22 protein-coding genes are annotated in these 21,067 nt (G+C 60.9%); 5 read left to right on the forward strand and 17 right to left on the reverse strand.

All coding sequences use genetic code 11. The features are described from left to right. Positions 1-133 precede the first annotated feature (133 nt). Genes ACMXYI_RS00005 through ACMXYI_RS00015 form a run of 3 tightly spaced genes read right to left on the reverse strand, consistent with a single transcriptional unit; the run spans position 134 to position 1,437 of the window. Positions 134-478, reverse strand: a complete 345-nt coding sequence (locus tag ACMXYI_RS00005; RefSeq protein ID WP_415770922.1) for a YegP family protein — start codon at positions 476-478, stop codon at positions 134-136. 57 nt (positions 479-535) lie between these two features. After that, positions 536-841 (reverse strand): ribbon-helix-helix domain-containing protein, encoded by a 306-nt coding sequence (locus ACMXYI_RS00010; RefSeq protein ID WP_415770923.1) that lies wholly within the window; start codon positions 839-841, stop codon positions 536-538. Positions 842-855: 14 nt separating this feature from the next. Further along, a complete protein-coding gene (locus tag ACMXYI_RS00015) occupies positions 856-1,437 on the reverse strand; it encodes a DJ-1/PfpI family protein (protein WP_008152949.1) in 582 nt (193 codons plus the stop codon). A 197-nt stretch (positions 1,438-1,634) separates the two neighbouring features. Here ACMXYI_RS00015 and ACMXYI_RS00020 point away from each other — a divergent pair, with 197 nt between their 5' ends. Continuing rightward, complete coding sequence (locus ACMXYI_RS00020) at positions 1,635-2,549, forward strand: DMT family transporter (protein WP_282481961.1); 915 nt, start codon at positions 1,635-1,637, stop codon at positions 2,547-2,549. Here the strand turns inward: ACMXYI_RS00020 and ACMXYI_RS00025 are convergent. From ACMXYI_RS00025 to ACMXYI_RS00040, 4 genes are all read right to left on the reverse strand, one after another. Continuing rightward, positions 2,539-3,765, reverse strand: a complete 1,227-nt coding sequence (locus tag ACMXYI_RS00025) for a class I SAM-dependent methyltransferase (RefSeq protein WP_415770925.1) — start codon at positions 3,763-3,765, stop codon at positions 2,539-2,541. The genes ACMXYI_RS00020 and ACMXYI_RS00025 overlap by 11 nt on opposite strands. Before the next feature lie 252 nt (positions 3,766-4,017). After that, on the reverse strand, positions 4,018-4,635 hold the full coding sequence (locus ACMXYI_RS00030; protein ID WP_415770926.1) for a TPM domain-containing protein: 618 nt from the start codon (positions 4,633-4,635) through the stop codon (positions 4,018-4,020). Between the two features lie 33 nt (positions 4,636-4,668). Then, positions 4,669-5,424: a TPM domain-containing protein gene (locus ACMXYI_RS00035; RefSeq protein ID WP_415770928.1), complete on the reverse strand. Its 756-nt coding sequence runs from the start codon at positions 5,422-5,424 to the stop codon at positions 4,669-4,671. Positions 5,425-5,467: 43 nt separating this feature from the next. After that, positions 5,468-6,079 carry a LemA family protein gene (locus ACMXYI_RS00040; RefSeq protein ID WP_415770930.1) on the reverse strand — a complete coding sequence of 204 codons (612 nt, stop codon included), beginning with the start codon at positions 6,077-6,079 and terminating at the stop codon, positions 5,468-5,470. Positions 6,080-6,316: 237 nt separating this feature from the next. Here ACMXYI_RS00040 and bglX point away from each other — a divergent pair, with 237 nt between their 5' ends. Then, positions 6,317-8,608: a beta-glucosidase BglX gene (bglX, locus tag ACMXYI_RS00045; protein WP_415770932.1), complete on the forward strand. Its 2,292-nt coding sequence runs from the start codon at positions 6,317-6,319 to the stop codon at positions 8,606-8,608. Between the two features lie 130 nt (positions 8,609-8,738). Here bglX and ACMXYI_RS00050 read toward each other — a convergent pair whose 3' ends face one another. The 9 genes from ACMXYI_RS00050 to ACMXYI_RS00090 form a co-directional block, all read right to left on the reverse strand. Continuing rightward, on the reverse strand, positions 8,739-9,896 hold the full coding sequence (locus ACMXYI_RS00050) for a phospholipase D-like domain-containing protein (RefSeq protein WP_415770933.1): 1,158 nt from the start codon (positions 9,894-9,896) through the stop codon (positions 8,739-8,741). A gap of 1 nt (position 9,897) precedes the next feature. Next, positions 9,898-10,488 (reverse strand): YceI family protein, encoded by a 591-nt coding sequence (locus ACMXYI_RS00055; RefSeq protein ID WP_403142679.1) that lies wholly within the window; start codon positions 10,486-10,488, stop codon positions 9,898-9,900. A 234-nt stretch (positions 10,489-10,722) separates the two neighbouring features. Beyond that, positions 10,723-11,493, reverse strand: a complete 771-nt coding sequence (locus ACMXYI_RS00060) for an IclR family transcriptional regulator (protein ID WP_415770935.1) — start codon at positions 11,491-11,493, stop codon at positions 10,723-10,725. Positions 11,494-11,576: 83 nt separating this feature from the next. Continuing rightward, entirely contained in the window at positions 11,577-13,025 is a 1,449-nt protein-coding gene (locus ACMXYI_RS00065) for an amidase (protein WP_415770936.1), read from the reverse strand. After that, the gene (locus ACMXYI_RS00070; RefSeq protein ID WP_415770937.1) at positions 13,022-14,332 is read right to left on the reverse strand and encodes a citrate-proton symporter; all 1,311 of its coding nucleotides are present in this window, start codon (positions 14,330-14,332) and stop codon (positions 13,022-13,024) included. Before ACMXYI_RS00070 ends, ACMXYI_RS00065 begins: the two co-directional genes overlap by 4 nt. Before the next feature lie 81 nt (positions 14,333-14,413). After that, entirely contained in the window at positions 14,414-15,589 is a 1,176-nt protein-coding gene (locus ACMXYI_RS00075; RefSeq protein ID WP_415770939.1) for a M20 aminoacylase family protein, read from the reverse strand. Positions 15,590-15,742: 153 nt separating this feature from the next. Beyond that, a complete protein-coding gene (locus tag ACMXYI_RS00080) occupies positions 15,743-16,072 on the reverse strand; it encodes an amidase (protein ID WP_415770941.1) in 330 nt (109 codons plus the stop codon). Further along, positions 16,069-17,163, reverse strand: a complete 1,095-nt coding sequence (locus ACMXYI_RS00085; RefSeq protein ID WP_415770942.1) for a serine hydrolase domain-containing protein — start codon at positions 17,161-17,163, stop codon at positions 16,069-16,071. The genes ACMXYI_RS00080 and ACMXYI_RS00085 overlap by 4 nt, the downstream gene beginning before the upstream one ends. Before the next feature lie 157 nt (positions 17,164-17,320). Beyond that, on the reverse strand, positions 17,321-18,208 hold the full coding sequence (locus tag ACMXYI_RS00090; RefSeq protein WP_415770944.1) for an acyl-CoA dehydrogenase: 888 nt from the start codon (positions 18,206-18,208) through the stop codon (positions 17,321-17,323). A 154-nt stretch (positions 18,209-18,362) separates the two neighbouring features. On the opposite strand from ACMXYI_RS00090, the gene olsB reads away from it, so the two are divergent. Then, entirely contained in the window at positions 18,363-19,118 is a 756-nt protein-coding gene (gene olsB / locus ACMXYI_RS00095; protein ID WP_008152922.1) for an L-ornithine N(alpha)-acyltransferase, read from the forward strand. Beyond that, positions 19,118-19,909 carry a lysophospholipid acyltransferase family protein gene (locus ACMXYI_RS00100; RefSeq protein ID WP_415774003.1) on the forward strand — a complete coding sequence of 264 codons (792 nt, stop codon included), beginning with the start codon at positions 19,118-19,120 and terminating at the stop codon, positions 19,907-19,909. The genes olsB and ACMXYI_RS00100 overlap by 1 nt, the downstream gene beginning before the upstream one ends. 83 nt (positions 19,910-19,992) lie before the next feature. Here the strand turns inward: ACMXYI_RS00100 and ACMXYI_RS00105 are convergent, their stop codons facing one another. After that, on the reverse strand, positions 19,993-20,592 hold the full coding sequence (locus ACMXYI_RS00105) for an ACP phosphodiesterase (RefSeq protein ID WP_415770945.1): 600 nt from the start codon (positions 20,590-20,592) through the stop codon (positions 19,993-19,995). 154 nt (positions 20,593-20,746) lie between these two features. On the opposite strand from ACMXYI_RS00105, the gene ACMXYI_RS00110 reads away from it, so the two are divergent. Further along, positions 20,747-21,067, forward strand: coding sequence for an ArsR/SmtB family transcription factor (locus ACMXYI_RS00110; RefSeq protein ID WP_129441841.1), 321 nt, complete (start codon positions 20,747-20,749; stop codon positions 21,065-21,067).

A 21,067-nucleotide genomic window follows, 5' to 3' on the forward strand; every position in this document is an offset into this window, starting at 1 on the left:
TCACTTATTTTGTGTTCACCTCCCCTCCTGTGGGAGCGGGCTTGCCCGCGATGGCGATCTTACATTCAACCTCTTCGTTGACTGTTAAGCCGTCATCGCGGGCAAGCCCGCTCCACAGGGATTGATGGTGGATTCAGAGAACGGGCAAGGTCTTGTCCTTGATCACCGTGGTCGGCCCGTTGACCTTTACGCTGGCGATGCCTTTCTCCAGCGCGGCAGCGGAGGTGTAAGCCTCGCTGCTACCGATGATCTCGTGGTTACCGGCCTTGAGGTTGAAGTAAGGATGGCCATCCTTGGTGGTTTTCTTCTCGTAGCGTTCATCCTTCGGGCTGTTGCTCTGAACCGACGCGATGCCTTTGTCAGCGGCAGCGCGGGTGGTGTACAGCTCGCTGGTCAGAATGGTTTCCGCGTTGGCGGCCTTCAGTACAAATTTGAACTGACCATTGCTGCTTTTGCTCACTTCATACCATCCAGACATGCTGTTTCTCCTTGGCAATTGAGAGGTTTCGCGCTTCAGAGTAAAGACCAACCTGCCCTACTTCACCACCGCGCGCACCACTGATAACTCCGGTGTCTGCACCCGCCGCTGAGTCAAATACCGCGTACAACTGACCCGCAAAAACGAGGCGAAATTCACCACCTCGCCGCGGTAGTCCATCACCTCTTCATACAACTTGGCGATCAACTGGTTGGTGGTCATGCCGTCGGCCTCGGCGATTTCGCTGAGGATGTCCCAGAACTGATTCTCCAGCCGCAGGGTGGTGACCACCCCGCAGATGCGCAGCGAGCGGGAGCGCGACTCGTAGAGAATCGGATCGGCTTTGACGTAGAGCTCGCACATGGAAAGGTCCCTCGTTACAGCGTGATTTTGGTGCCCAGCAACCCGAGGAAACCGGCGAGCCAGCTCGGGTGCGCCGGCCAAGCCGGGGCAGTGGCCAGATTGCCTTGTACGTGACCTTCCGTCACCGGAATATCGATGAACGTACCGCCCGCCAGGCGCACTTCCGGCGCACAGGCCGGGTAAGCGCTGCACTCGCGACCTTCGAGAATTCCCGCGGCCGCCAGCAATTGTGCACCGTGACACACGGCCGCGATCGGTTTGCCGGCCTTGTCGAACGCTCGCACCAGTTCCAGGACTTTTTCGTTCAGGCGCAGGTACTCCGGCGCACGACCGCCCGGTACCAGGAGGGCGTCGTAGTCTTCGGATTTGACCTTGGCGAAGTCGAAGTTCAGGGCAAACAGGTGACCGGGTTTTTCGCTGTAGGTCTGGTCGCCTTCGAAGTCATGGATCGCCGTGCGCACGGTCTGACCGGCGGTTTTGTCCGGGCAAACCGCGTGCACCGTGTGGCCAACCATCAGCAGTGCCTGAAACGGCACCATCACTTCGTAGTCTTCGACGTAATCGCCGACCAGCATCAGAATTTTTTTAGCCGCCATGGGGAGGACTCCTCTAGAAAATACGTGGGCCTGCAGGAGTATTCAAAGTAGTCCTTATCTGCGGGGTCGGGTAATAACCAGCTACTACGGCGTCCTCAAACTGTACGGATAACTCTGCACCTAGCTGTAACACCGCAGCCTGCACGGTTTATGGCTAGATGAAGGTCTTCCCGCCCCCCTGGATTCTGGTTGCCATCATGTCCTCGCGCGAAAACACCGGCATGGCCCTCGGCCTGCTCGGCGTTGTGATCTTCAGCCTCACCCTGCCCTTCACACGGATCGTCGTGCAGGAACTCCATCCGCTGCTCAACGGCCTGGGCCGTGCGCTGTTCGCGGCGGTTCCGGCGGCGTTGCTGTTGCTGTGGCGTCGGGAAAAATGGCCGACGTGGAAACAGGTCAAAGGCCTGACCCTGGTGATTGCCGGGGTGATCCTCGGCTTCCCGGTGTTGTCGGCCTGGGCCATGCAAACCTTGCCGGCGTCCCACGGCGCACTGGTCAACGGCTTACAGCCGTTGTGCGTGGCGCTGTACGCCGCGTGGTTGTCCCACGAACGACCGTCGAAAGCCTTCTGGGCCTGCGCTGCGCTGGGCAGTGCGCTGGTGCTGGGTTATGCGCTGATCAGCGGGGCCGGCAGCATTCAGGCCGGTGATTTGCTGATGCTCGGGGCGATTGCCGTGGGTGGTTTGGGATACGCCGAGGGCGGCCGATTGGCCAAGGAGATGGGCGGTTGGCAGGTGATCTGCTGGGCGCTGGTGTTGTCGACGCCGTTGCTGATCGGGCCGGTGGTGTACCTGGCGCTGCAACATCAGGGCGAGATTTCGGCCAAGACCTGGTGGGCCTTCGGTTACGTCTCGCTGTTTTCGCAGTTCATCGGCTTCTTCGCCTGGTACGCCGGGCTGGCGATGGGCGGTATTGCCCGGGTCAGTCAGATCCAGCTGTTGCAGATCTTCTTCACCATCGCTTTTTCGGCGCTGTTCTTCGGCGAACACATCGAGCCGATCACCTGGCTGTTTGCCGCCGGGGTGATCGTGACCGTGATGTTGGGACGCAAGACCGCCGTGCGCCCGGCGCAACCGGGCACGTTACCGGCAGGGATTCAGGTCAAGCCTTAGCAACCAGCAACCCATCGGCCCGCAGCAGGGTTTCGAGGCAATGTTCGCTGATGTGGTAGAAATCCTTCAGCTCCTGAATCTTCACCAACAGCTGGGCCGGATCAACCGGCTCGGCACGTTTGACCGCCAGGATCATCTTGTTCTTGTTGGTGTGGTCCAGTGAGATGAACTCAAAGACCTTGGTCTCGTAACCGCAGGCTTCCAGGAACAACGCACGCAAACTGTCGGTGACCATTTCCGCCTGCTGGCCCAAATGCAGACCGTATTGCAGCATCGGCTTGAGCAGCGCCGGGCTCTGGATCTGCAGGCGGATCTGCTTGTGGCAGCACGGCGAGCACATGATGATCGAGGCGCCGGAACGAATACCGGTGTGAATCGCGTAGTCGGTGGCGATGTCGCAGGCATGCAGCGCGATCATCACGTCCAGCTCGCTCGGTGCGACGCTGCGCACATCACCGCACTTGAACACCAGCCCCGGATGTTCGAGCTTTGCGGCCGCGGCGTTGCACAAATCCACCATTTCTTCGCGCAACTCGACGCCGGTCACCACGCCTTCGGCCTTCAAGGTGTTGCGCAGGTAGTCGTGGATCGCGAACGTCAGGTAACCCTTGCCCGAGCCGAAGTCCGCCACCTGAACCGGTTTGTCCAGCGCCAGTGGTGACGTGGTCAGTGCGTGGCTGAAGACTTCGATGAACTTGTTGATCTGCTTCCACTTGCGCGACATCGCCGGGATCAGCTCGTGCTTGCTGTTCGTCACACCAAGGTCGGCGAGGAACGGCCGGTTCAGGTCGAGAAAGCGGTTCTTCTCGCGGTTATGCTCAGCGGATGGCACTTCACGCAATTGCTGAGGTTTGCTCTTGAACAGCGAAGACTTGCCCTTTTTGCTGTATTCGAGCTGAGCTTCATCAGTCAGCGACAGCAAATGCGCATTTTTGAACGATGCCGGCAAGAGTGCGGCGATGGTCGCTACGCCCTCTGCAATCGGCAAATTCTTGGTGATGTCGCGCGTCTTGTAGCGGTAGACGAAGGACAGGCAGGGCTGATCCTTGACCGTCAGCTGCTTGATGATCAGCCGCTGCAAATCCACTTCAGTGCCGACGTACTTGGCCAGCACCAGTTTGATGAAGGCGTTATCGTCGAGGCTGGTTTGCAGCAGGTCGATGAACTGGGCGTGGTGATCCGGCGCGAGGCTGGCGGGAGTGGCGGTGACAGACATGGGAAAAACGGCCTCGGGCGGTGCGGATCGGGGAGTGGCGGGTATTTTAGGGGGGATGGCTCTCTGGGACACGCAGTTATTTACCGAACGGTGCGATCTGTAGCAGCTGGCGAAGCCTGCGTTCGGCTGCGAAGCAGTCGTGAATCCGGTATTCACTGTCTTCCTGATGCACCGCGTGTGCTGGTTTTACGACTGCTGCGCAGCCGAACGCAGGCTTCGCCAGCTGCTACAGGGGATGCGTCGCTGCTGAGATCAGCCTAAAACCACCAACCGATTCGGCAACTCATTCCTCACATGCGTCACCGGCACATGCACTTTGAGCAACTCGCCACACGCCTCCACACACGTCACAAACCCCTGCAACGTCTGCCCCTGCTTCACCTGGTGCGTAAACGCCGCAACAATTCCATCCCAGTTCTTGTTGTCCAGCCGTTTCGAAATCCCTTCATCCACCAGGATTTCCACATAGCGTTCAGCCTCACAGACAAATATCAGCATGCCGGTACTGCCCACTGTGTGGTGCAGGTTTTGCTCCAGAAACTGCCGGCGTGCCAGGTTCGAGGCGCGCCAATGACGCACCGAGCGCGGGATCAGGTGGGTGGTGATTTTCGGAATCCGGAACACCAGGCACAGCACGATGAACGTGATCCATTGCACCAGCAGCAAGCTGTGCATGGTCAGCCAGCCGGTCAGGTAATGCACGACACCCGGCACGACCAGCGCCAGCAGGCTGGCCCAGAGCAGCGGGATGTACGCGTAGTCGTCGGCGCGGGCCGCGAGCACGGTCACCAGTTCGGCGTCGGTGTCGCGCTCGACCCGGGCAATCGCCTCGGCAACTTTGCGTTGTTCGTGTTCGGTCAGTAATGCCATGTTTAAGAATGCCCACTCGCTATTGTTATGTGATCACCAGCCGCCCGAGGAACCGCCTCCCCCGAAACTGCCCCCGCCGCCGCTGAAGCCCCCGCCTCCACCGCCACCACCAAAACCTCCACCGCCGAACCCGCCGCTCGAACCGCCTCGACCACCGCCGCCGCTGGGCAGGATCCCGAGCATCTGGCAGACAAACATCGTCAGGATGAACAGCATCACCAGAAACACGAAGATCCCCGGATGCCGTGAGACGAAGTCGCTTTCCTGATTGCCGCCGGAGTCATACACCGTGGACGGTTCATCCAGCGGATTGCCGCCCAATACCACGAGCATCGCCGCAACCCCGTCGCTGATGCCCTTGCTGAAGTTGCCGGTCTTGAACGCCGGGGTGATCACCTGATTGATGATCACTGAACTCTGCGCATCGGTCAGCCGGTCTTCCAGGCCATAACCCACTTCAATCCGCAGCTTGCGATCGTCACGCGCAACGATCAGCAGCGCGCCGTTGTTCTTGTCCTTCTGGCCGATGCCCCAGTAGCGCCCCAGTTGATAACCGAAGTCCGCAATGTCGGTACCCTGCAAATCCGGCAACGTGACCACCACCAACTGCTCGCCGGTGGCTTTTTCATGGGCCTGAAGCTGTTGCGTCAGCTGCTCACGCACCGCAGGCTCGATCATCTGGGCGTTATCGACCACCCGCCCGGTCAGTTCCGGAAACTTCAACGCAGCCTGGGCCGTCAGGGCAAACACCCAGAGCAACAGCACCAGGCCAACTTTCAACACACGCATTGGCAACCTCATCCTTGGTGATGCTTCAAGCCCCTTGCGGCGCTTACTGGAACTTCACTTGAGGCGCTTTTTCCGCATCGGGGCTGGTGGCCTCGAAGGTTTCGCGGATCGGCAAATCGCTGTACATCACCTTGTGCCACAGGCGACCGGGGAAGGTACGCAGTTCCGTGTTGTATTTCTGCACGGCGAGGATGAAATCCCGACGCGCCACGGCGATACGGTTCTCGGTGCCTTCAAGTTGCGATTGCAGCGCCAGGAAGTTCTGGTTGGCCTTGAGGTCCGGGTAACGCTCGGACACCACCATCAAACGGCTCAAGGCACCGGTCAGCTGATCCTGGGCCTGCTGGAACTGTTTGAGTTTTTCTGGATTGTCCAGCGTGCTGGCGTCCACCTGAATGGACGTAGCCTTGGCCCGGGCTTCGATCACCGCAGTCAGGGTTTCCTGCTCATGCTGGGCGTAGCCCTTGACGGTTTCCACCAGGTTGGGAATCAGGTCGGCACGGCGCTGGTACTGGTTCTGCACCTGGCCCCAAGCGGCCTTGGCCTGTTCGTCGAGGGTCGGGATCGTGTTGATCCCGCAGCCAGCCAGCAGTGTGGTCAGCAACATCAAGGCTGCAACCTGCAGGCTCGACCGATAGTGGTGTCGTACATTCATCTGGTTGATGCTCCCTTGCACATTCCGTTGAAAAACAACCTTCGAACTTTGAACCCGGCTCTTGGGGCATAATCTGCGGCCACTACTGGATTGCATCGAGCCAATGGGCTAAAAGATGCCCCAGCGCAAAAAACACGCAGAAGTGTGCTGCATTTACCTGAACAACAATAGTCGCTCCCTAAATTTTGGCTGACCGGCGCGTATTCACTGCCGTTTAGGCTTTTGAGAAAACTATTCATGAAGAAGCTGTGTTTGCTGGGCCTGTTCGTCAGCCTGGCCAGTCATAACGTATTGGCCGCCACGACGCCCGCACCTCTGGAAAACAAGGACGCGTTCATCAGCAACCTGATGAAGCAAATGACCCTCGATGAAAAAATCGGCCAGTTGCGCCTGATCAGCATCGGCCCGGAAATGCCTCGGGAGCTGATCCGCAAGGAAATCGCAGCCGGCAACATCGGTGGCACGTTCAACTCGATCACCCGCCCGGAAAACCGCCCGATGCAGGACGCGGCCATGCGCAGCCGGCTGAAGATCCCGATGTTCTTCGCCTATGACGTGATCCACGGCCACCGCACCATTTTCCCGATCCCGATAGCCCTGGCTTCGAGTTGGGACATGGACGCCATTGGCCTGTCCGGGCGCATCGCCGCCAAGGAAGCCGCGGCAGACAGCCTCGACATCACCTTCGCGCCGATGGTCGACATCTCCCGCGATCCGCGTTGGGGCCGGACTTCCGAAGGCTTCGGCGAAGACACGTACCTTGTATCGCGCATCGCCGGCGTGATGGTCAAAGCCTTCCAGGGCACGGGCGCGAACGCGGCCGACAGCATCATGTCCAGCGTCAAGCACTTTGCCCTGTACGGCGCGATCGAGGGCGGTCGCGACTACAACGTCGTCGACATGAGCCCGGTCAAGATGTTCCAGGACTACCTGCCACCGTACCGTGCGGCTATCGACGCCGGTGCTGGCGGGGTGATGGTCGCGCTGAACTCGATCAACGGCGTGCCGGCCACCGCCAACACCTGGCTGATGAATGACTTGTTGCGCAAGCAATGGGGCTTCAAAGGCCTGGCCGTCAGCGACCACGGGGCGATTTTCGAGCTGATCAAACACGGCGTCGCCCGTGACGGTCGCGAAGCCGCGAAGCTGGCGATCAAGGCTGGCATCGACATGAGCATGAACGACACCCTTTATGGCAAAGAGCTGCCGGGGCTGTTGAAGGCGGGTGAGATCCAGCAAAGCGACATCGACAACGCGGTGCGTGAAGTGCTCGCCGCCAAGTACGACATGGGCCTGTTCAAGGACCCGTACCTGCGCATCGGCAAGGCTGAGGATGATCCGGCCGACACTTACGCCGAAAGCCGTCTGCACCGCGCCGAGGCCCGTGACGTCGCGCGCCGCAGCATGGTGTTGCTGAAGAACCAGGGTGAAACCTTACCGCTGAAGAAAACCGCGAATATCGCCCTGGTCGGCCCGCTGGCCAAGGCTCCGATCGACATGATGGGCAGCTGGGCCGCCGCGGGTAAACCCGCGCAATCGGTGACTCTGTTCGACGGCATGACCAGCGCACTGGGCGCGCAATCGACGCTGATCTACGCTCGCGGCGCCAACATCACCAACGACAAGAAGATCCTGGATTACCTGAACTTCCTCAACTTCGACGCACCGGAAGTGGTGGACGATCCGCGCTCGGCCCAAGAGCTGATCGACGAAGCCGTGAAAGCCGCCAAGGATGCCGATGTGGTGGTCGCAGCGGTGGGCGAATCCCGTGGCATGTCCCACGAATCGTCGAGCCGCACCGACCTGAACATCCCGGCCAACCAGCGCGACTTGATCAAGGCCCTGAAGGCCACCGGCAAACCGCTGGTGCTGGTGTTGATGAACGGCCGTCCGCTGTCGATTCTCGAAGAGAAGGAACAGGCTGACGCGATTCTGGAAACCTGGTTCAGCGGCACCGAAGGCGGCAACGCCATCGCCGACGTGCTGTTCGGCGACTACAACCCGTCGGGCAAATTGCCGATCACCTTCCCGCGCTCGGTGGGTCAGATTCCGACCTACTACAACCACCTGAGCATTGGCCGGCCGTTCACGCCGGGCAAACCGGGCAACTACACCTCGCAGTATTTCGATGACACCACAGGTCCCCTGTTCCCGTTCGGTTTCGGCCTGAGCTACACCAATTTCAGCCTGAGCGACATGGCGCTGTCGTCGACCACGCTGAACAAAACCGGCAAGCTCGACGCCAGCGTCATGGTGAAGAACACCGGCAAGCGTGACGGCGAAACCGTGGTGCAGTTGTACATCCAGGACGTGACCGGCTCGATGATCCGTCCGATCAAGGAACTGAAGAACTTCCAGAAAATCACACTGAAGGCCGGCGAACAGAAAGTCGTGCACTTCACCATCACCGAGGATGACCTGAAGTTCTTCAATACACAGCTCAAGTACGCGGCAGAACCGGGCAAGTTTAACGTGGAGATCGGCCTGGATTCACAGGACGTGACGCAGCAGAGTTTTGAATTGCTGTAATTGTTCAAACACCGCAAAACCTGTGGGAGCGAGCTTGCTCGCGATGAGGCCATAACATCCAACATCTTTGTTGAATATTAAGCCGCCATCGCGAGCAAGCTCGCTCCCACAGTGGTTTTTGGTGTGACGACTATCCGCGTCGATCCAGCAGATTCACCACCAGCCGATCCACCCATCCCCAAATCCTTTGCTTCACCCGCCGCCATAGCGGCCGGCGTTGCCACGCTTCCAGGCTGACTTCCTGGCTCTGCGCAAAGTCCCTCTCGAAACTCGCCGCTACCGCACGCGTCAGCCCCGGGTCCAGTGCCTCAAGGTTGGCTTCCAGGTTGAAGCGCAGATTCCAGTGATCGAAATTGCACGAGCCGATGCTCACCCAGTCGTCGATCAGGACCATTTTCAAATGCAGGAAACACGGCTGGTACTCGAAGATCGTCACCCCGGCCTTGAGCAATCGCGGGTAGTAGCGATGCCCGGCGTAGCGCACCGACGGGTGATCGGTGCGCGGCCCGGTCAGCAGCAGGCGCACATCGACACCTCGGGCGGCTGCCCGGCGCAGTGAGCGGCGGACTTTCCAGGTCGGCAGGAAATACGGCGTCGCCAGCCAGATCCGCCGCTGGCCGCTGTTCAGCGCGCGAATCAATGATTGCAGGATGTCCCGGTGCTGGCGGGCGTCGGCATAGGCGACCCGGCCCATGCCCTCGCCCGCGGACGGTACGCGGGGCAGGCGCGGCAATCCGAAATGGGAGGCTGGTTTCCAGGCGCGCCGATGGCGGTTGGCGATCCATTGGCGGTCGAACAGCAACTGCCAGTCGATGACCAAGGGACCGGTGATTTCCACCATCACCTCGTGCCATTCGCTGGTGTCTTCGCCCGGCGTCCAGAACTCATCGGTCACCCCGGTGCCGCCCACCACGGCCATGCTCTGATCGACCAGCAACAGCTTGCGGTGATCGCGATAGAAGTTGCCGACCCAACGCCGCCAGCTCAGGCGATTGTAGAAACGCAGCTCCACGCCCGCTGCCATCAATCGCTGGCGCAAAGTCAGGGTGAACGCGAGGCTGCCGTAATCGTCGAACAGGCAGCGCACGCGCACGCCACGTTCGGCAGCCTGGACCAACGCCTGAACCATCGCTTCGGCACAGGCACCCGCCTCCACCAGGTACAGCTCCAGTTCGACCTGCTCTTCGGCGCGGGCAATCGCCACCAACATTCGTGGAAAAAACTGCGGACCGTCAATCAACAGTTCAAAACGGTTGCCTTCACGCCAGGGGAAAATTGCGCCGGCCATGTCAGCGCGCCGTGAAAATCAGTACCGCACCCACCGGCACCGACAGACTGATAGCCGACAAACCGGCGACCTTGCGCAAACTTTCCAGGCCGGGGGCCAGGTCGAAATCCGCGGCATTGATGATCAGCGGTTCGAGGGTCACCACCTGGAAGCGTCGGTCATCGAGGCGGGTTGCCAGCAGTTCGGCGTTGTATTCGTGTTGTTTGCCATGGAGGTTGACGGTCAGCGGCAGGCGCAATTCAAGTTGCGCGCCGGGTGCCAGATCGTTGATCGGGCGTAGATCAATCTGCGCGGTGATCAGTGCTTCGGGGAAAGTCTGGATTTCAAACAGGTCCTTGCGCATGCGTTCATCGCGCAGCGGGATGCCACTGTTGACCGAGTCCATCTCGACTTCCACCTCGGCCAGGCCTTTGGGATCGACCTTGCCGTGCAGCACCAGAAAGCGTTGCACTTCGGAGATATTGGCGTTTTTGGTGCTGATGAACGACAGCCGCGAGGACTCGCCGTCCAGATACCAATCGGCGTGGGCCGACAGGGTGGCACCGGCCAGCAGCAGGAAGGCGAGGGTTTTGCAGAGGAAGCGGTTGAACATAGAGACTCGTGGGGCAGATAAACCTGCACGAACCTTAACCGCCCGTGAGCCAATTGCAAACTTGTGTAGCAGCTGCCGAAGGCTGCGTTCGGCTGCGTTCGGCTGCGCAGCAGTCGTGAAATCAGGCGCTGCGGTTTTACAGGGAGACCGAGGTGGCTGGATTGGCGACTGCTTCGCAGCCGAACGCAGGCTTCGCCAGCTGCTACACAGGTCGTGCGCATCTTGGATATAGGGTCACGCCAACGCGTGCTGCACATCGCCGATGGTGGCGGCCAGGCTGCTCAGGTGCAGGCTCAGCACTCGCTCCACTGGCGCCTGATCCATCGGCCAGTGCAACGCCATGCTGCCGACCAGTCGACCGTCGGCATGGAGCGGCAAGGCCACCGCCCGAATCAGGAACGGCAGGCGCACCGGGTATTCCCAGTAACCTTCCGTGCGCTGGCCGAAACCCTGATGCAACGCCTGTTCGCTGGCGCTGAAGAGGCTCTCATCGGTCAGCCGTTCACGTCCGGCCAGCCGCTCCACTTCTTGGGTATCCAGCTCGCCCAGGCATGCCCGGCCCATGGCCGAATGAAACAGGCTGGCGTGTTGACCGACGATCTGGCAGTTGTTCGGGTAGCGCTTGCGCAGCACCGTGGGGATCGCGCTTTCCATGACTTCCACCCGCTCGCCGTCGAAGCTCGACAGGTCCGCCACCAGCCCGGTGCGCTCGCTCAACTCCAGCAACAGCGGCGCAGCGCTTTCCACCAGTCGCCGTTTGAAACGCTGCTGACTGTCGCCGAACAGGCGCTTGGCGCACAGCCGATAACGCCGGTCGCTCAAGCCGCGATAAATCCAGCCCTGCTCCTGCAAAGTCAGCAACATCCGCGACACCGTGGCCTTGGGCAGGGTCGTCAGGTAGTGCAACTCCTCCAGACCCAACGCCTGATGCTCGCCCAGCAGTTCGACGATGGCCAGCGCCCGTTCAACGGAACGCACGCTGCCAGTTTCTGCCTTGCTGTCCATGGTTTCGATCTCCCTAAGCCCTGATGGAATAGCCCGGATGGATGATCGCTTTTTGCAGCAAGATGCGGGCCCGCTCGGTGAACTCAGGTGTCTTGCAGACAACCCGGTGGCCGACGTTTGACCCATTGCGTCAGTTGCTCATGGGCGTAAGCCAGTTGCAGCACCGCCCGATCGGCCTGAGCCGGGCCGATGATTTGCAGGCCCATGGGCAACCCGGCCGGGCTGAATCCAATCGGCACATTCATGCTCGGCAAACCGGCCAGGGTCGGCCCGATCACCACCTCCATCCAGCGGTGATAGGTGTCCATGCTCTGCCCGCCGACAACGCGCGGCCAAGGGGTTTGTGCATCAAAAGGGAACACTTGCGCGGTGGGCAACAGCAGAAAATCGTAACGTTCGAACAACTCGCTCAAGGCCCGATACCAATCACTGCGACTGACCGACGCCTGATAAACATCCGCCGCCGTCAGACGCAGACCACCTTCGATTTCCCATTGCGCCTCGGGTTTGAGTTTTTCGCGTTTCTGCGGGTCGGCATACAGCGCGCCGAGGCTGCCCTGCACCAGCCAGTGTCGGTGCACCAGCCAGGTTTGCCACAGGCGTTCCATGGAAAAGTCCGGCCGGCAGGCCTGGACCCGGCAACCCAGCGCCTCGAAATCCTCAAGAGCCGATTCGCACAGGCTCAACACGCCGTCGTCCATCGGCAGATAGCCGTTGTAGTCCCCCAGCCAACCCAGCCTCACATCACTGAAATCCTGCACCAGCGTCTCGGCAAAAATATCCGGACTCTGCGTGAGCGATAGCGGCACCCGCGGGTCATAACCGGCCTGAGTGCCGAGCAAGCGGGCGACATCGGTCACGCTGCGGCCCATCGGTCCTTCGGTGGCCAGTTGCTGGACGAACAGGTCCGGCGCCGGCCCGTGAGGCACGCGGCCTTGTGACGGACGAAAGCCAAATACATTGTTGAACGCCGCCGGGTTACGCAGCGAGCCCATCATGTCGCTGCCGTCGGCCACCGGCAGCATGCGCAACGCCAGCGCCACCGCCGCCCCGCCGCTGCTGCCGCCAGCGACCAACGTCGGGTCGTAGGCGTTGGTGGTGGTGCCGAACACGCTGTTGTAGGTCTGCGAGCCGAGGCCGAATTCCGGGACGTTGGTCTTGCCGATGATGATCGCCCCACAGTCGCGAACCCGCGCCACGCTGATCGCGTCGTGTTGCGGGATCTGCTCGGCGAACAGCGGCGAGCCCATGGTCGTGCGCAAACCGGCAGTCGCCGCCAGGTCCTTGATGGCTTGCGGCATACCGTGCATCCAGCCGCGGGACTGGCCCTGATCCAACTGCCGGTCGCAGGCGTCGGCCTCCGCCAGCAACTCATCGGCCGGGCGCAGCGAGACCAGCGCATTGACCTGCGGATTGAAGCGTTCGATCTGCGCCAGATAGGCCTGCATCACTTCACGGCAGGAAACCCGGCGAGCGTGAATCGCCCGCGACAATGAATCGGCGTCCATTTCAACAATCGGATTGATGCTCAAGGCTTCACCTCAAGATTAAGTGCTTCGGATTTTTTAGCGCGTGGCGCTTCGTGCATGCAGTAAGTGCCCATCAGCGTCAGCACGCAAGCGAACAGGACATAGAAGGCCGGCGCCACGGGCGTCGCCAGAACCTTGCTGAGCCAGGTGACGATCAGCGGTGCGAAACCGCCGAAGACCATGACCGCAACGTTGTACGCCACCGACACCCCGGTGGAGCGCACTTCGATCGGAAATTGTTCGGCCAGTGCGGTCGGCGCCGGGCCGAAGAACCCGCCAATAGCGCTGCACAACAACAGTTGCATCGCCAGCAAACGCTCCACCGATGGCGCCGCCGCGACCCACACGTACAGCGGATACACCATCACGAAAAACGCCAAAGTGAACGCCATCAAAACCGGGCGCCGCCCGAGACGGTCCGACAGCGCGCCGGACAGTGGAATGATCACGGTCATCACGGCAACGGCGAGCATTTGCACCAGTAGCACCTGATCCAGCGGCAGGCCGAGGTTCTTGTGGGCAAAGGTCGGCATGTTCACCAGCACCACGTAAAACGACACTGTCGCACCGCACGCCAGGCCCATCGACACCAGAATGCTGCGCCGATGTTCGCGGATCACTTGCAGCAGGCTCGGGCTCGCACCTTTGGCCTGTTTGCGCGCCTCGAGAAATTCTTCCGGTTCCTCCATGTGTTTGCGAATCCACAGGCCCACCGGGCCGATCAACAATCCGATCATGAACGGAATTCGCCAGCCCCAGCTATCCAGCGCCTCGGGGGACAGCAGATGAGTGAACAACGCCACCATCCCCGCCCCGGAAAACACCGCGAGGCATTGCCCGACCAATTGCCAGGAACCGTACAAACCCTTTTTGTGCGCGGGGGCACTTTCCACCAGAAACGCCGTGGCGCTGGCGTATTCGCCGCCCGTGGCGAAGCCCTGGAGCATCCGCGCGACCACGATCAACAACGGTGCGCCCATGCCGATGGCCGCGTAGTTGGGCGCAAACGCGATCAGCGCGATGGACACCGTCATCAGACGGATGATCATCTGCATCGCGGCCTTGCGCCCTTTGCGGTCGGAATACATGCCCAACAGAATGCCACCCACCGGGCGCATGAAAAACCCGACGCCGAAGGTCGCCAGCGCCATCAGCAGTGACGCGTATTCGTCCTCAGACGGAAAGAATTGCCGGGCGATGATGCTCGCCAGAAAACCGTAAACAATGAAGTCATACCATTCCAGGGCGTTGCCGATAACGGCGGCGACCACCTGCCGGGTGCGCGAAACGCCTGTGCTCGAAGTCTGCATGGGGAACTCTCCAGAAACCTGTTGGGCGATAACGGACGCGACGATGCGCGCCCGATCCAGCGGCAGTAGAAAGTGAGGTCGTCAGGCGGGCTTCAGCCAGCTCTCGGTCAGCGCGCCCCAATACGCCGCGCCGGTCAGCAGGATGTCGTCGTTGAAGTCGTAAGCGGGGTTGTGGACCATCGGCCGCGAGACGCCATTGCCGATGAACAGATAGGCGCCGGGGCAGCGTTGCAGCATCCAGGCGAAGTCTTCGCTGCCCATGAGTTTTGGCGTGTTGCCGTCCACCGCGTCGGCACCGAGCAGTTCAACGCCGACCTGCCGGGCGAACTCGGTTTCGGCGGCGTGATTGACCAGCACCGGGTAAGCCGGGCGATGTTCGATTGTCGAACTGCAACCAAAGCTGCGGGCCTGGGACTCGATGATCGCGCGCACGCGGTCGAGGGTTTTCTCGCGGACTTCGGCGTTCAGTGCACGCAGGCTCAGGCGCAAGATGGCTTGTTGCGGAATGACGTTGGCGGCCTCGCCGGCCTGCAAGGCACCGACGGTCACCACGGCGGCCTGCTGCGCGTCGATGTTGCGCGCAACCACGGTTTGCAGGGCCATGACCACACTGGCTGCCGCCACCAGTGGGTCCACCGCCAGATGCGGCATCGAGCCGTGTCCGCCCACGCCTTCGATGACCACCGTGAGCAAATCCTGAGACGCCATCATCGGCCCTTCACGAAAGCCCAGATGCCCCGCCGGCAAGCCCGGCATGTTGTGCATGCCGAACAGCGCATCGCAGGGAAACCGCTCCAGCAGGCCATCGGCGAGCATCGCTTCGGCGCCGCCCTGCCCTTCTTCAGCGGGCTGGAAAATCAGAGTCAAGGTGCCGTCGAACTGACGGGTCGCGGCGAGGTAACGCGCGGCGCCCAACAACATCGTGGTGTGACCGTCATGACCGCAGGCGTGCATGCAGCCCTGATGCCGACTGCTGTAAACCGCGCCGGTATTCTCGAGGATCGGCAAGGCGTCCATGTCCGCCCGCAGCCCCAATTTACGTGAACCGCTGCCGTTGCGCAGGACGCCGACCACGCCGGTCTTGCCGATCCCGGTGTGAACTTCATAACCCCATTCTTCGAGGGATTTGGCCACCAATGCCGATGTGCGGTTTTCCTCGAAGCCGAGTTCCGGGTGAGCGTGGATGTCCTGGCGCGTGGCGTGCAGGTCGCTGGCCACGTCGTTGAGCCAGGCAAGAATGTGCTGATGTCGGGTCATGACGATTGTCCTCGGGCCGGGTGTATTCCCGTTCTTTTTGTTCGCAGTGATTTCGCGACACATCAAGGCAGGTCGCGCTCACCGCCAGATAACCGCGTGTGAGCCGCGAGGACAATCGAATGTGGTTCCACCACGTGGAACCTGAGGAGGGTTTCAGGGATTCAGGCGGCAGCCTTGGCGTTCACCAATCCACTCGACGCTGTTGCTGCGGCCCATGCCGCTGACGGTGACGCGCTTGCTGGCGGTGTCATCAGTAAAGCCACTGGTCGGCAACCACTGCTTCACATAGCCGTGGCAGTACTCGGCCGGGTTGTTCATCACGTAACGGCACGAACAATATTCCTTGGCGGTGTAGGCGCTGATGATGTCCGGGAACGCCCACAGCGCCACGCGTTCCTGCCAAATCCAGCCGAGCAAGGCGATCAGCAGAATCAACAACAGCGTGCTGAACGGTCGGCGACGAACAAAGCTGCAACGCTTCATGGCTGCACCTTCGCGGCAAATGCCTTGAGCGCGAGCTTGAGTAAATCGTTGTGCCGGTAGCGGCCGTCGCGGTCATCGCCGTAGCGCACGATCACCAGGTTTTCGCTGGGAATCACGTACATCGCCTGACCCCAATGGCCCAGCGCGGCGAAGGTATCGTCGGGTGCATCGGGCCAGGGTTTTGCTGCGCCATCCACCGCGCGGTTAAGCCACCAATGGCCACCGGGCACGGCGTCGTCCTGATGGGCTTGATAGTGGGCGAACGGTTCGCGGTTGAAGGCGACCCAGTCTTTGGGCAGCAATTGCCGGTCGCCCCAACGACCATCGCGAGCCATCAACAGACCGACGCGGGCCAGATCCCTGGCGGTGAGGTAGGCATAGGATGAAGCGACAAACGTCCCCGTGGCATCAGTTTCCCAAACGGCGTGGCGAATGCCCAAGGGCTCGAACAGAGCAGTCCATGGGTAGTCCGGATACCGGTTCGGGCCGACGATGGTTTTCAGCGCGGCGGACAACAGATTGCTGTCGCCACTGGAGTAACGAAATGCCTGACCGGGTTTGGCGTATTCACCGTGATCGGTAGTGAATGCGGCCATGTCCGGGTGGCCACGGGTGTAGAGCATCGCGACCACCGAGGATTTCAACGGCGCGTATTCATAGTCTTCCTGCCAGTCCAGGCCCGAGGCCCAGTGCAGCAGGTCGGCCATGGCCATCGTCGGGTGTTTTTCCAGCGGTGGATAAAATCTCTGTACCGGGTCCTGGAGTTTGAACAGGCCTTCGCCATAGGCCACGCCGAGGACCGTGGCCATCAGGCTTTTGCTGATGGACCAGGTCAGGTGCGGGGTGTCGGCGGTGGTCGGGCCGGCGTAGCGTTCGTAGATCAGTTGACCGTCGCGGATCACCAGCAAGGCATCGGTGCGGATGCCTTTTCGGGTGGCCTCATCACGGGGTGGGAAGGCGTAAGTCTCCAGCGCTTGAAGCGCTGGCCCGGTGATTGTCGGGCCGGTGGGCCATTGCTCGGCAGGCCAGTTTTCGGCGTGGGTTGTGAAGCTGAGCATCAGCCCGAAAATCAGGGACAAGCCTTTGGACATGGTGGGGGCTCGGAGGGATGGACCTGCTGAGCCTAGTCGAGGTTGATGACAGTTTTGGAAGTTGTGGTGTTAATGAAGCCGCTTTCGCGAGCAGGCTCGCTCCCACAGGGGAATGCATTTCAAAATGTGGGAGCGGGCTTGCCCGCGATGAGGCCGGTCAATCCAGCGAAGATCCCGCGAGTGCCTTGGCCAACCGCTTCCCCCGCGCCCCCGCCGCCAAATCCATCACGCCCTGATCGCGCTGCCACATCGCCGCCCAATGCTGCGGGCCATCGGCCAGTGCCTGAGCCACCTCAGCCTTCAGCCCATCGAACTGCGCAAACAAGCCTGCAAGCAACACATGCCCGGACGGATTATTCGGCGCCTGCCGGCTGACTTCCGCACACCCGGCCAGCAGCGCCAGCAACCGCAGTTGCAAGGCTTGCGGCCAGTCGCTGTCCTGACCGATGCCGTACAGCCAGGCGGTCATGGCGCTCAGAACGTAAATGTCTTCAAGGGTGCGGAACGGTTTGATGTACGCATCCCAGCCATCCCCCGCCAACAGTTCGCACTGAGCGTTATCGAGAAACAGCCGGCCATGGCTGATGTCTGGCATCAACGGGATCGCCGGTAGCTTCTCCAGACGCACGCCGGGTTCATCGGGATAGACCACCGCCAGACTCAGGCGCGGTTTTTCGTCGGGAGCTTCACTGCGGGCCGCGATCAGCAGCCAATCGGCGGCATCGCCTGCAGTGACAAAATCCTTGCGCCCGCTCAGACGCAAATCGTGCAGACGGGTCTGCATGTCCGCCACCCGCAGGCTGCGCTGTTCGGTCGCGCACAAGGCACCGAGGCTCAGCGGCGCGCTCGGCCAGAGCATGCGCAACGCCGCCTGATACCCCACCAGAAACGCCAGCCCCGGCGTCGACATCAAACGCCCGCCGGCCACCGCCAGTTCGAACGGCGTGACGTTGCCCAACTGGTGCAACAAGGTCGCGAACCCCTCGCCCAGGTCCGGGTTGGCGGGCAGACGATCGCGGCGGCGCAGCAGGTTTTGCCAGGGCATAAGAGGCTCCTCGTGGGCTGTCATATAAGCATCACCAAAGCTTCATGGCGATGACACCGGGGCTACATAGCCTGACTTTGCACAACACGGCTGCATAAAGAAAGTCGATCGGCTGCAACCCAAGACGGGTGACCGGCCCGTATGGAGATTCACAATGACTCAGATCGCCCGCATCAGCGACACCGGCAATGAACGCCGCCTGCAAGCCGAACGCCTGGTGGGCGCCGAGGCCTTGCAGGAAGCCCAGGCCCTGCGCTTCAACGTGTTCAGCGGCGAATTCAACGCCAAGCTGAAAGGCGCGGAGCTGGGTCTGGACATGGATGATTATGATGTTCACTGCGCCCACATCGGCGTGCGTGACTTGAACACAGGGCGACTGGTGGCGACCACCCGTTTGCTCGACCACACGGCCGCCAGCAGCCTGGGCAAGTTCTACAGCGAAGAAGAATTCAGCCTGCATGGCCTGGTCCATCTCAAAGGCCCGATCCTGGAAATCGGCCGCACGTGCGTCGACCCGGCCTACCGCAACGGCGGCACCATCGCCGTACTCTGGGGCGAACTGGCCGAAGTGCTGAACCAGGGCGGCTACAGCTATTTGATGGGTTGCGCGAGCATCCCGATGCAGGACGGCGGCATCCAGGCCCACGCGATCATGCAGCGACTGCGCGAACGTTATCTGTGCACCGAACACCTTCGGGCCGAACCGAAAAAACCGCTGCCAAGCCTCGACATCCCGTCCAACGTCATCGCCGAAATGCCACCGCTGCTCAAGGCCTACATGCGTCTTGGCGCGAAGATCTGTGGCGAGCCGTGCTGGGACGAAGACTTCCAGGTCGCCGACGTGTTCATCCTGCTCAAGCGCGACGAACTCTGCCCGCGTTATGCCAAGCACTTCAAGGCGGCCGTATGATGAGTCGGTTACGGGTGTACGCGCGGATTGCGCGAGTGTTGGTGGTGGTGGCGCTGGGTTTGAGCATGGCCGGTGTGTTCGGGCTATTCGAGCGTTTGGGGATTGCTCATTCGATGGTCCGTCGCCAACGCTGGTCGCGATTTTTCATGGCGCGCCTGAGCAATGCCCTGCCCTTTCGCGTGACCATGCACGGTGAATTGCCGAAGGCGCCGATGCTCTGGGTCAGCAACCACGTGTCCTGGACCGACATTCCGCTGCTGGGCATGCTCACGCCGCTGTCGTTTCTTTCAAAGGCCGAAGTGCGCACCTGGCCGGTGGCGGGCTGGCTGGCGGCCAAGGCCGGCAGTTTGTTTATCCGTCGCGGTTCAGGTGACAGTCAGTTGATCCGCAAACAGATGACCCGTCATCTGGAGCAGGAACATCCGCTGCTGATGTTCCCGGAAGGCACCACCACGGATGGCCGTTCGCTGCGCACGTTTCATGGTCGCCTGCTGTCTGCGGCGATCGACTCAGAAGTGAAGTTGCAGCCGGTGGCGATTCGTTATCTGCGCGACGGGGAGCTCGATTCGCTGGCGCCGTTCATTGGCGATGATGATTTGCTCTCGCACTTGATGCGCTTGTTTGCCCATGATCGGGGTGAGGTGGAGATTCATTTGCTCAAGCCGATTGCTTGTGAAGGTCGGGAGCGTGCTGCATTGGCATTCGAGGCGCAGCAGGCGGTGCAGAAGGTGTTGTTTGGGGCGATTCCGGAGACCCAACAAGCCCCGATGCGACCTGCCATCGCGGCCTGATACAATCTCTGATTCAACAAAGAACCCTGTGGGAGCGAGCTTGCTCGCGATAGCTATCTACCAGTCACCATCAATGCTGACGGCTATGGCCTCATCGCGAGCAAGCTCGCTCCCACATTGATTCGGGCAAAGTCCTGAAGCTGCGGATAGAACAACCGAAAATCTTCGCTCAACGGTTCATACAACACCCGCAATTCCTGCATCGCTGCGGCCAGCTCCTCCGGCCGCGTCAGCCGCCGTGAAATCCCCCGCAGCACCTGCTCAAGCACCGCAAATTCCCGGTAAGAACCCAACCAGTCATTGGCGACCATGTGCGGCGCGATCTGCGCCAGCCGTTCCGGCAACTGCGCCTCGGCGGACAGCACCCGATACACGCCCGAAGTGAACTGCTCCAGTGGCAGATCCGAGTACAGCGTCCAGTCACGCGCCAGGCAATGGTCGAAAAACACGTCAAGCACGATCCCGGCGTAACGCCGGCGGGTCATGGAAAACCGTGACAACGAAACGTCCACCAACGGATGGCGGTCGGTAAAGACATCGATGCTGCGATGCAGCTGGATGGCCGCTTCGATCTCCGGATCGAACTGCCCTTGCAGCCGCCCTTTGACGAAATCGCCATACAGACTGCCGAGCAATTGACCGGGGCGCTGGCCACCGAGGTGCAGATGTGCGAGATAGTTCATGGGCGCAGCTTAGCACTGCGCTATCCATATCGTTATAACCCGATATACCAATTTACGTGGTTATCAGATCAAAACCATATTGGTATATCGCGAAATAACGATTTAAAGTTCGCCTCATCGCGATATAGCGTTTTACTCATCACGAGCCCAAACCATGACCATCGACCTCGACGAAATAATAAAAGCCCTGGCACACCCAGTACGCCGAGACATCCTCATCTGGCTGAAAGATCCAAAAGCCCAGTTCCCGGAACAGATCCACAACCACGAGTACGGCATTTGCGCCGGACAGATCGATCAACGCTGCGGCCTGTCGCAGTCGACCGTGTCCGCCCATTTGGCGAACTTGCAACGTGCGGGACTGATCAGCAGCCAGAAAGCCGGTCAATGGCACTTTTTCAAACGCAACGAGGACGTGATCCAGGCGTTCCTCGACGCCATCGTCAAGGAGCTCAGCGCTCCGACCAGGAATTAA

The sequence above is a fragment of the Pseudomonas lyxosi genome (genome assembly GCF_047758685.1).
GTDB classification, from domain to species: domain Bacteria; phylum Pseudomonadota; class Gammaproteobacteria; order Pseudomonadales; family Pseudomonadaceae; genus Aquipseudomonas; species Aquipseudomonas lyxosi.

Bases quoted from the DNA above. Each gene is read 5' to 3' on its own strand.
- ACMXYI_RS00010 (WP_415770923.1), bottom strand. From the start codon at position 841: ATGTGCGAGCTCTACGTCAAAGCCGATCCGATTCTCTACGAGTCGCGC.
- ACMXYI_RS00040 (WP_415770930.1), bottom strand. From the start codon at position 6,079: ATGAATGTACGACACCACTATCGGTCGAGCCTGCAGGTTGCAGCCTTG.
- ACMXYI_RS00060 (WP_415770935.1), bottom strand. From the start codon at position 11,493: ATGGACAGCAAGGCAGAAACTGGCAGCGTGCGTTCCGTTGAACGGGCG.
- bglX (WP_415770932.1), top strand. From the start codon at position 6,317: ATGAAGAAGCTGTGTTTGCTGGGCCTGTTCGTCAGCCTGGCCAGTCAT.
- ACMXYI_RS00080 (WP_415770941.1), bottom strand. From the start codon at position 16,072: ATGAAGCGTTGCAGCTTTGTTCGTCGCCGACCGTTCAGCACGCTGTTG.
- ACMXYI_RS00075 (WP_415770939.1), bottom strand. From the start codon at position 15,589: ATGACCCGACATCAGCACATTCTTGCCTGGCTCAACGACGTGGCCAGC.
- ACMXYI_RS00055 (WP_403142679.1), bottom strand. From the start codon at position 10,488: ATGTTCAACCGCTTCCTCTGCAAAACCCTCGCCTTCCTGCTGCTGGCC.
- ACMXYI_RS00005 (WP_415770922.1), bottom strand. From the start codon at position 478: ATGTCTGGATGGTATGAAGTGAGCAAAAGCAGCAATGGTCAGTTCAAA.
- ACMXYI_RS00070 (WP_415770937.1), bottom strand. From the start codon at position 14,332: ATGCAGACTTCGAGCACAGGCGTTTCGCGCACCCGGCAGGTGGTCGCC.
- ACMXYI_RS00035 (WP_415770928.1), bottom strand. From the start codon at position 5,424: ATGCGTGTGTTGAAAGTTGGCCTGGTGCTGTTGCTCTGGGTGTTTGCC.
- ACMXYI_RS00100 (WP_415774003.1), top strand. From the start codon at position 19,118: ATGAGTCGGTTACGGGTGTACGCGCGGATTGCGCGAGTGTTGGTGGTG.
- ACMXYI_RS00105 (WP_415770945.1), bottom strand. From the start codon at position 20,592: ATGAACTATCTCGCACATCTGCACCTCGGTGGCCAGCGCCCCGGTCAA.
- ACMXYI_RS00050 (WP_415770933.1), bottom strand. From the start codon at position 9,896: ATGGCCGGCGCAATTTTCCCCTGGCGTGAAGGCAACCGTTTTGAACTG.
- ACMXYI_RS00015 (WP_008152949.1), bottom strand. From the start codon at position 1,437: ATGGCGGCTAAAAAAATTCTGATGCTGGTCGGCGATTACGTCGAAGAC.
- ACMXYI_RS00020 (WP_282481961.1), top strand. From the start codon at position 1,635: ATGTCCTCGCGCGAAAACACCGGCATGGCCCTCGGCCTGCTCGGCGTT.
- ACMXYI_RS00090 (WP_415770944.1), bottom strand. From the start codon at position 18,208: ATGCCCTGGCAAAACCTGCTGCGCCGCCGCGATCGTCTGCCCGCCAAC.
- ACMXYI_RS00030 (WP_415770926.1), bottom strand. From the start codon at position 4,635: ATGGCATTACTGACCGAACACGAACAACGCAAAGTTGCCGAGGCGATT.
- olsB (WP_008152922.1), top strand. From the start codon at position 18,363: ATGACTCAGATCGCCCGCATCAGCGACACCGGCAATGAACGCCGCCTG.
- ACMXYI_RS00025 (WP_415770925.1), bottom strand. From the start codon at position 3,765: ATGTCTGTCACCGCCACTCCCGCCAGCCTCGCGCCGGATCACCACGCC.
- ACMXYI_RS00085 (WP_415770942.1), bottom strand. From the start codon at position 17,163: ATGTCCAAAGGCTTGTCCCTGATTTTCGGGCTGATGCTCAGCTTCACA.
- ACMXYI_RS00110 (WP_129441841.1), top strand. From the start codon at position 20,747: ATGACCATCGACCTCGACGAAATAATAAAAGCCCTGGCACACCCAGTA.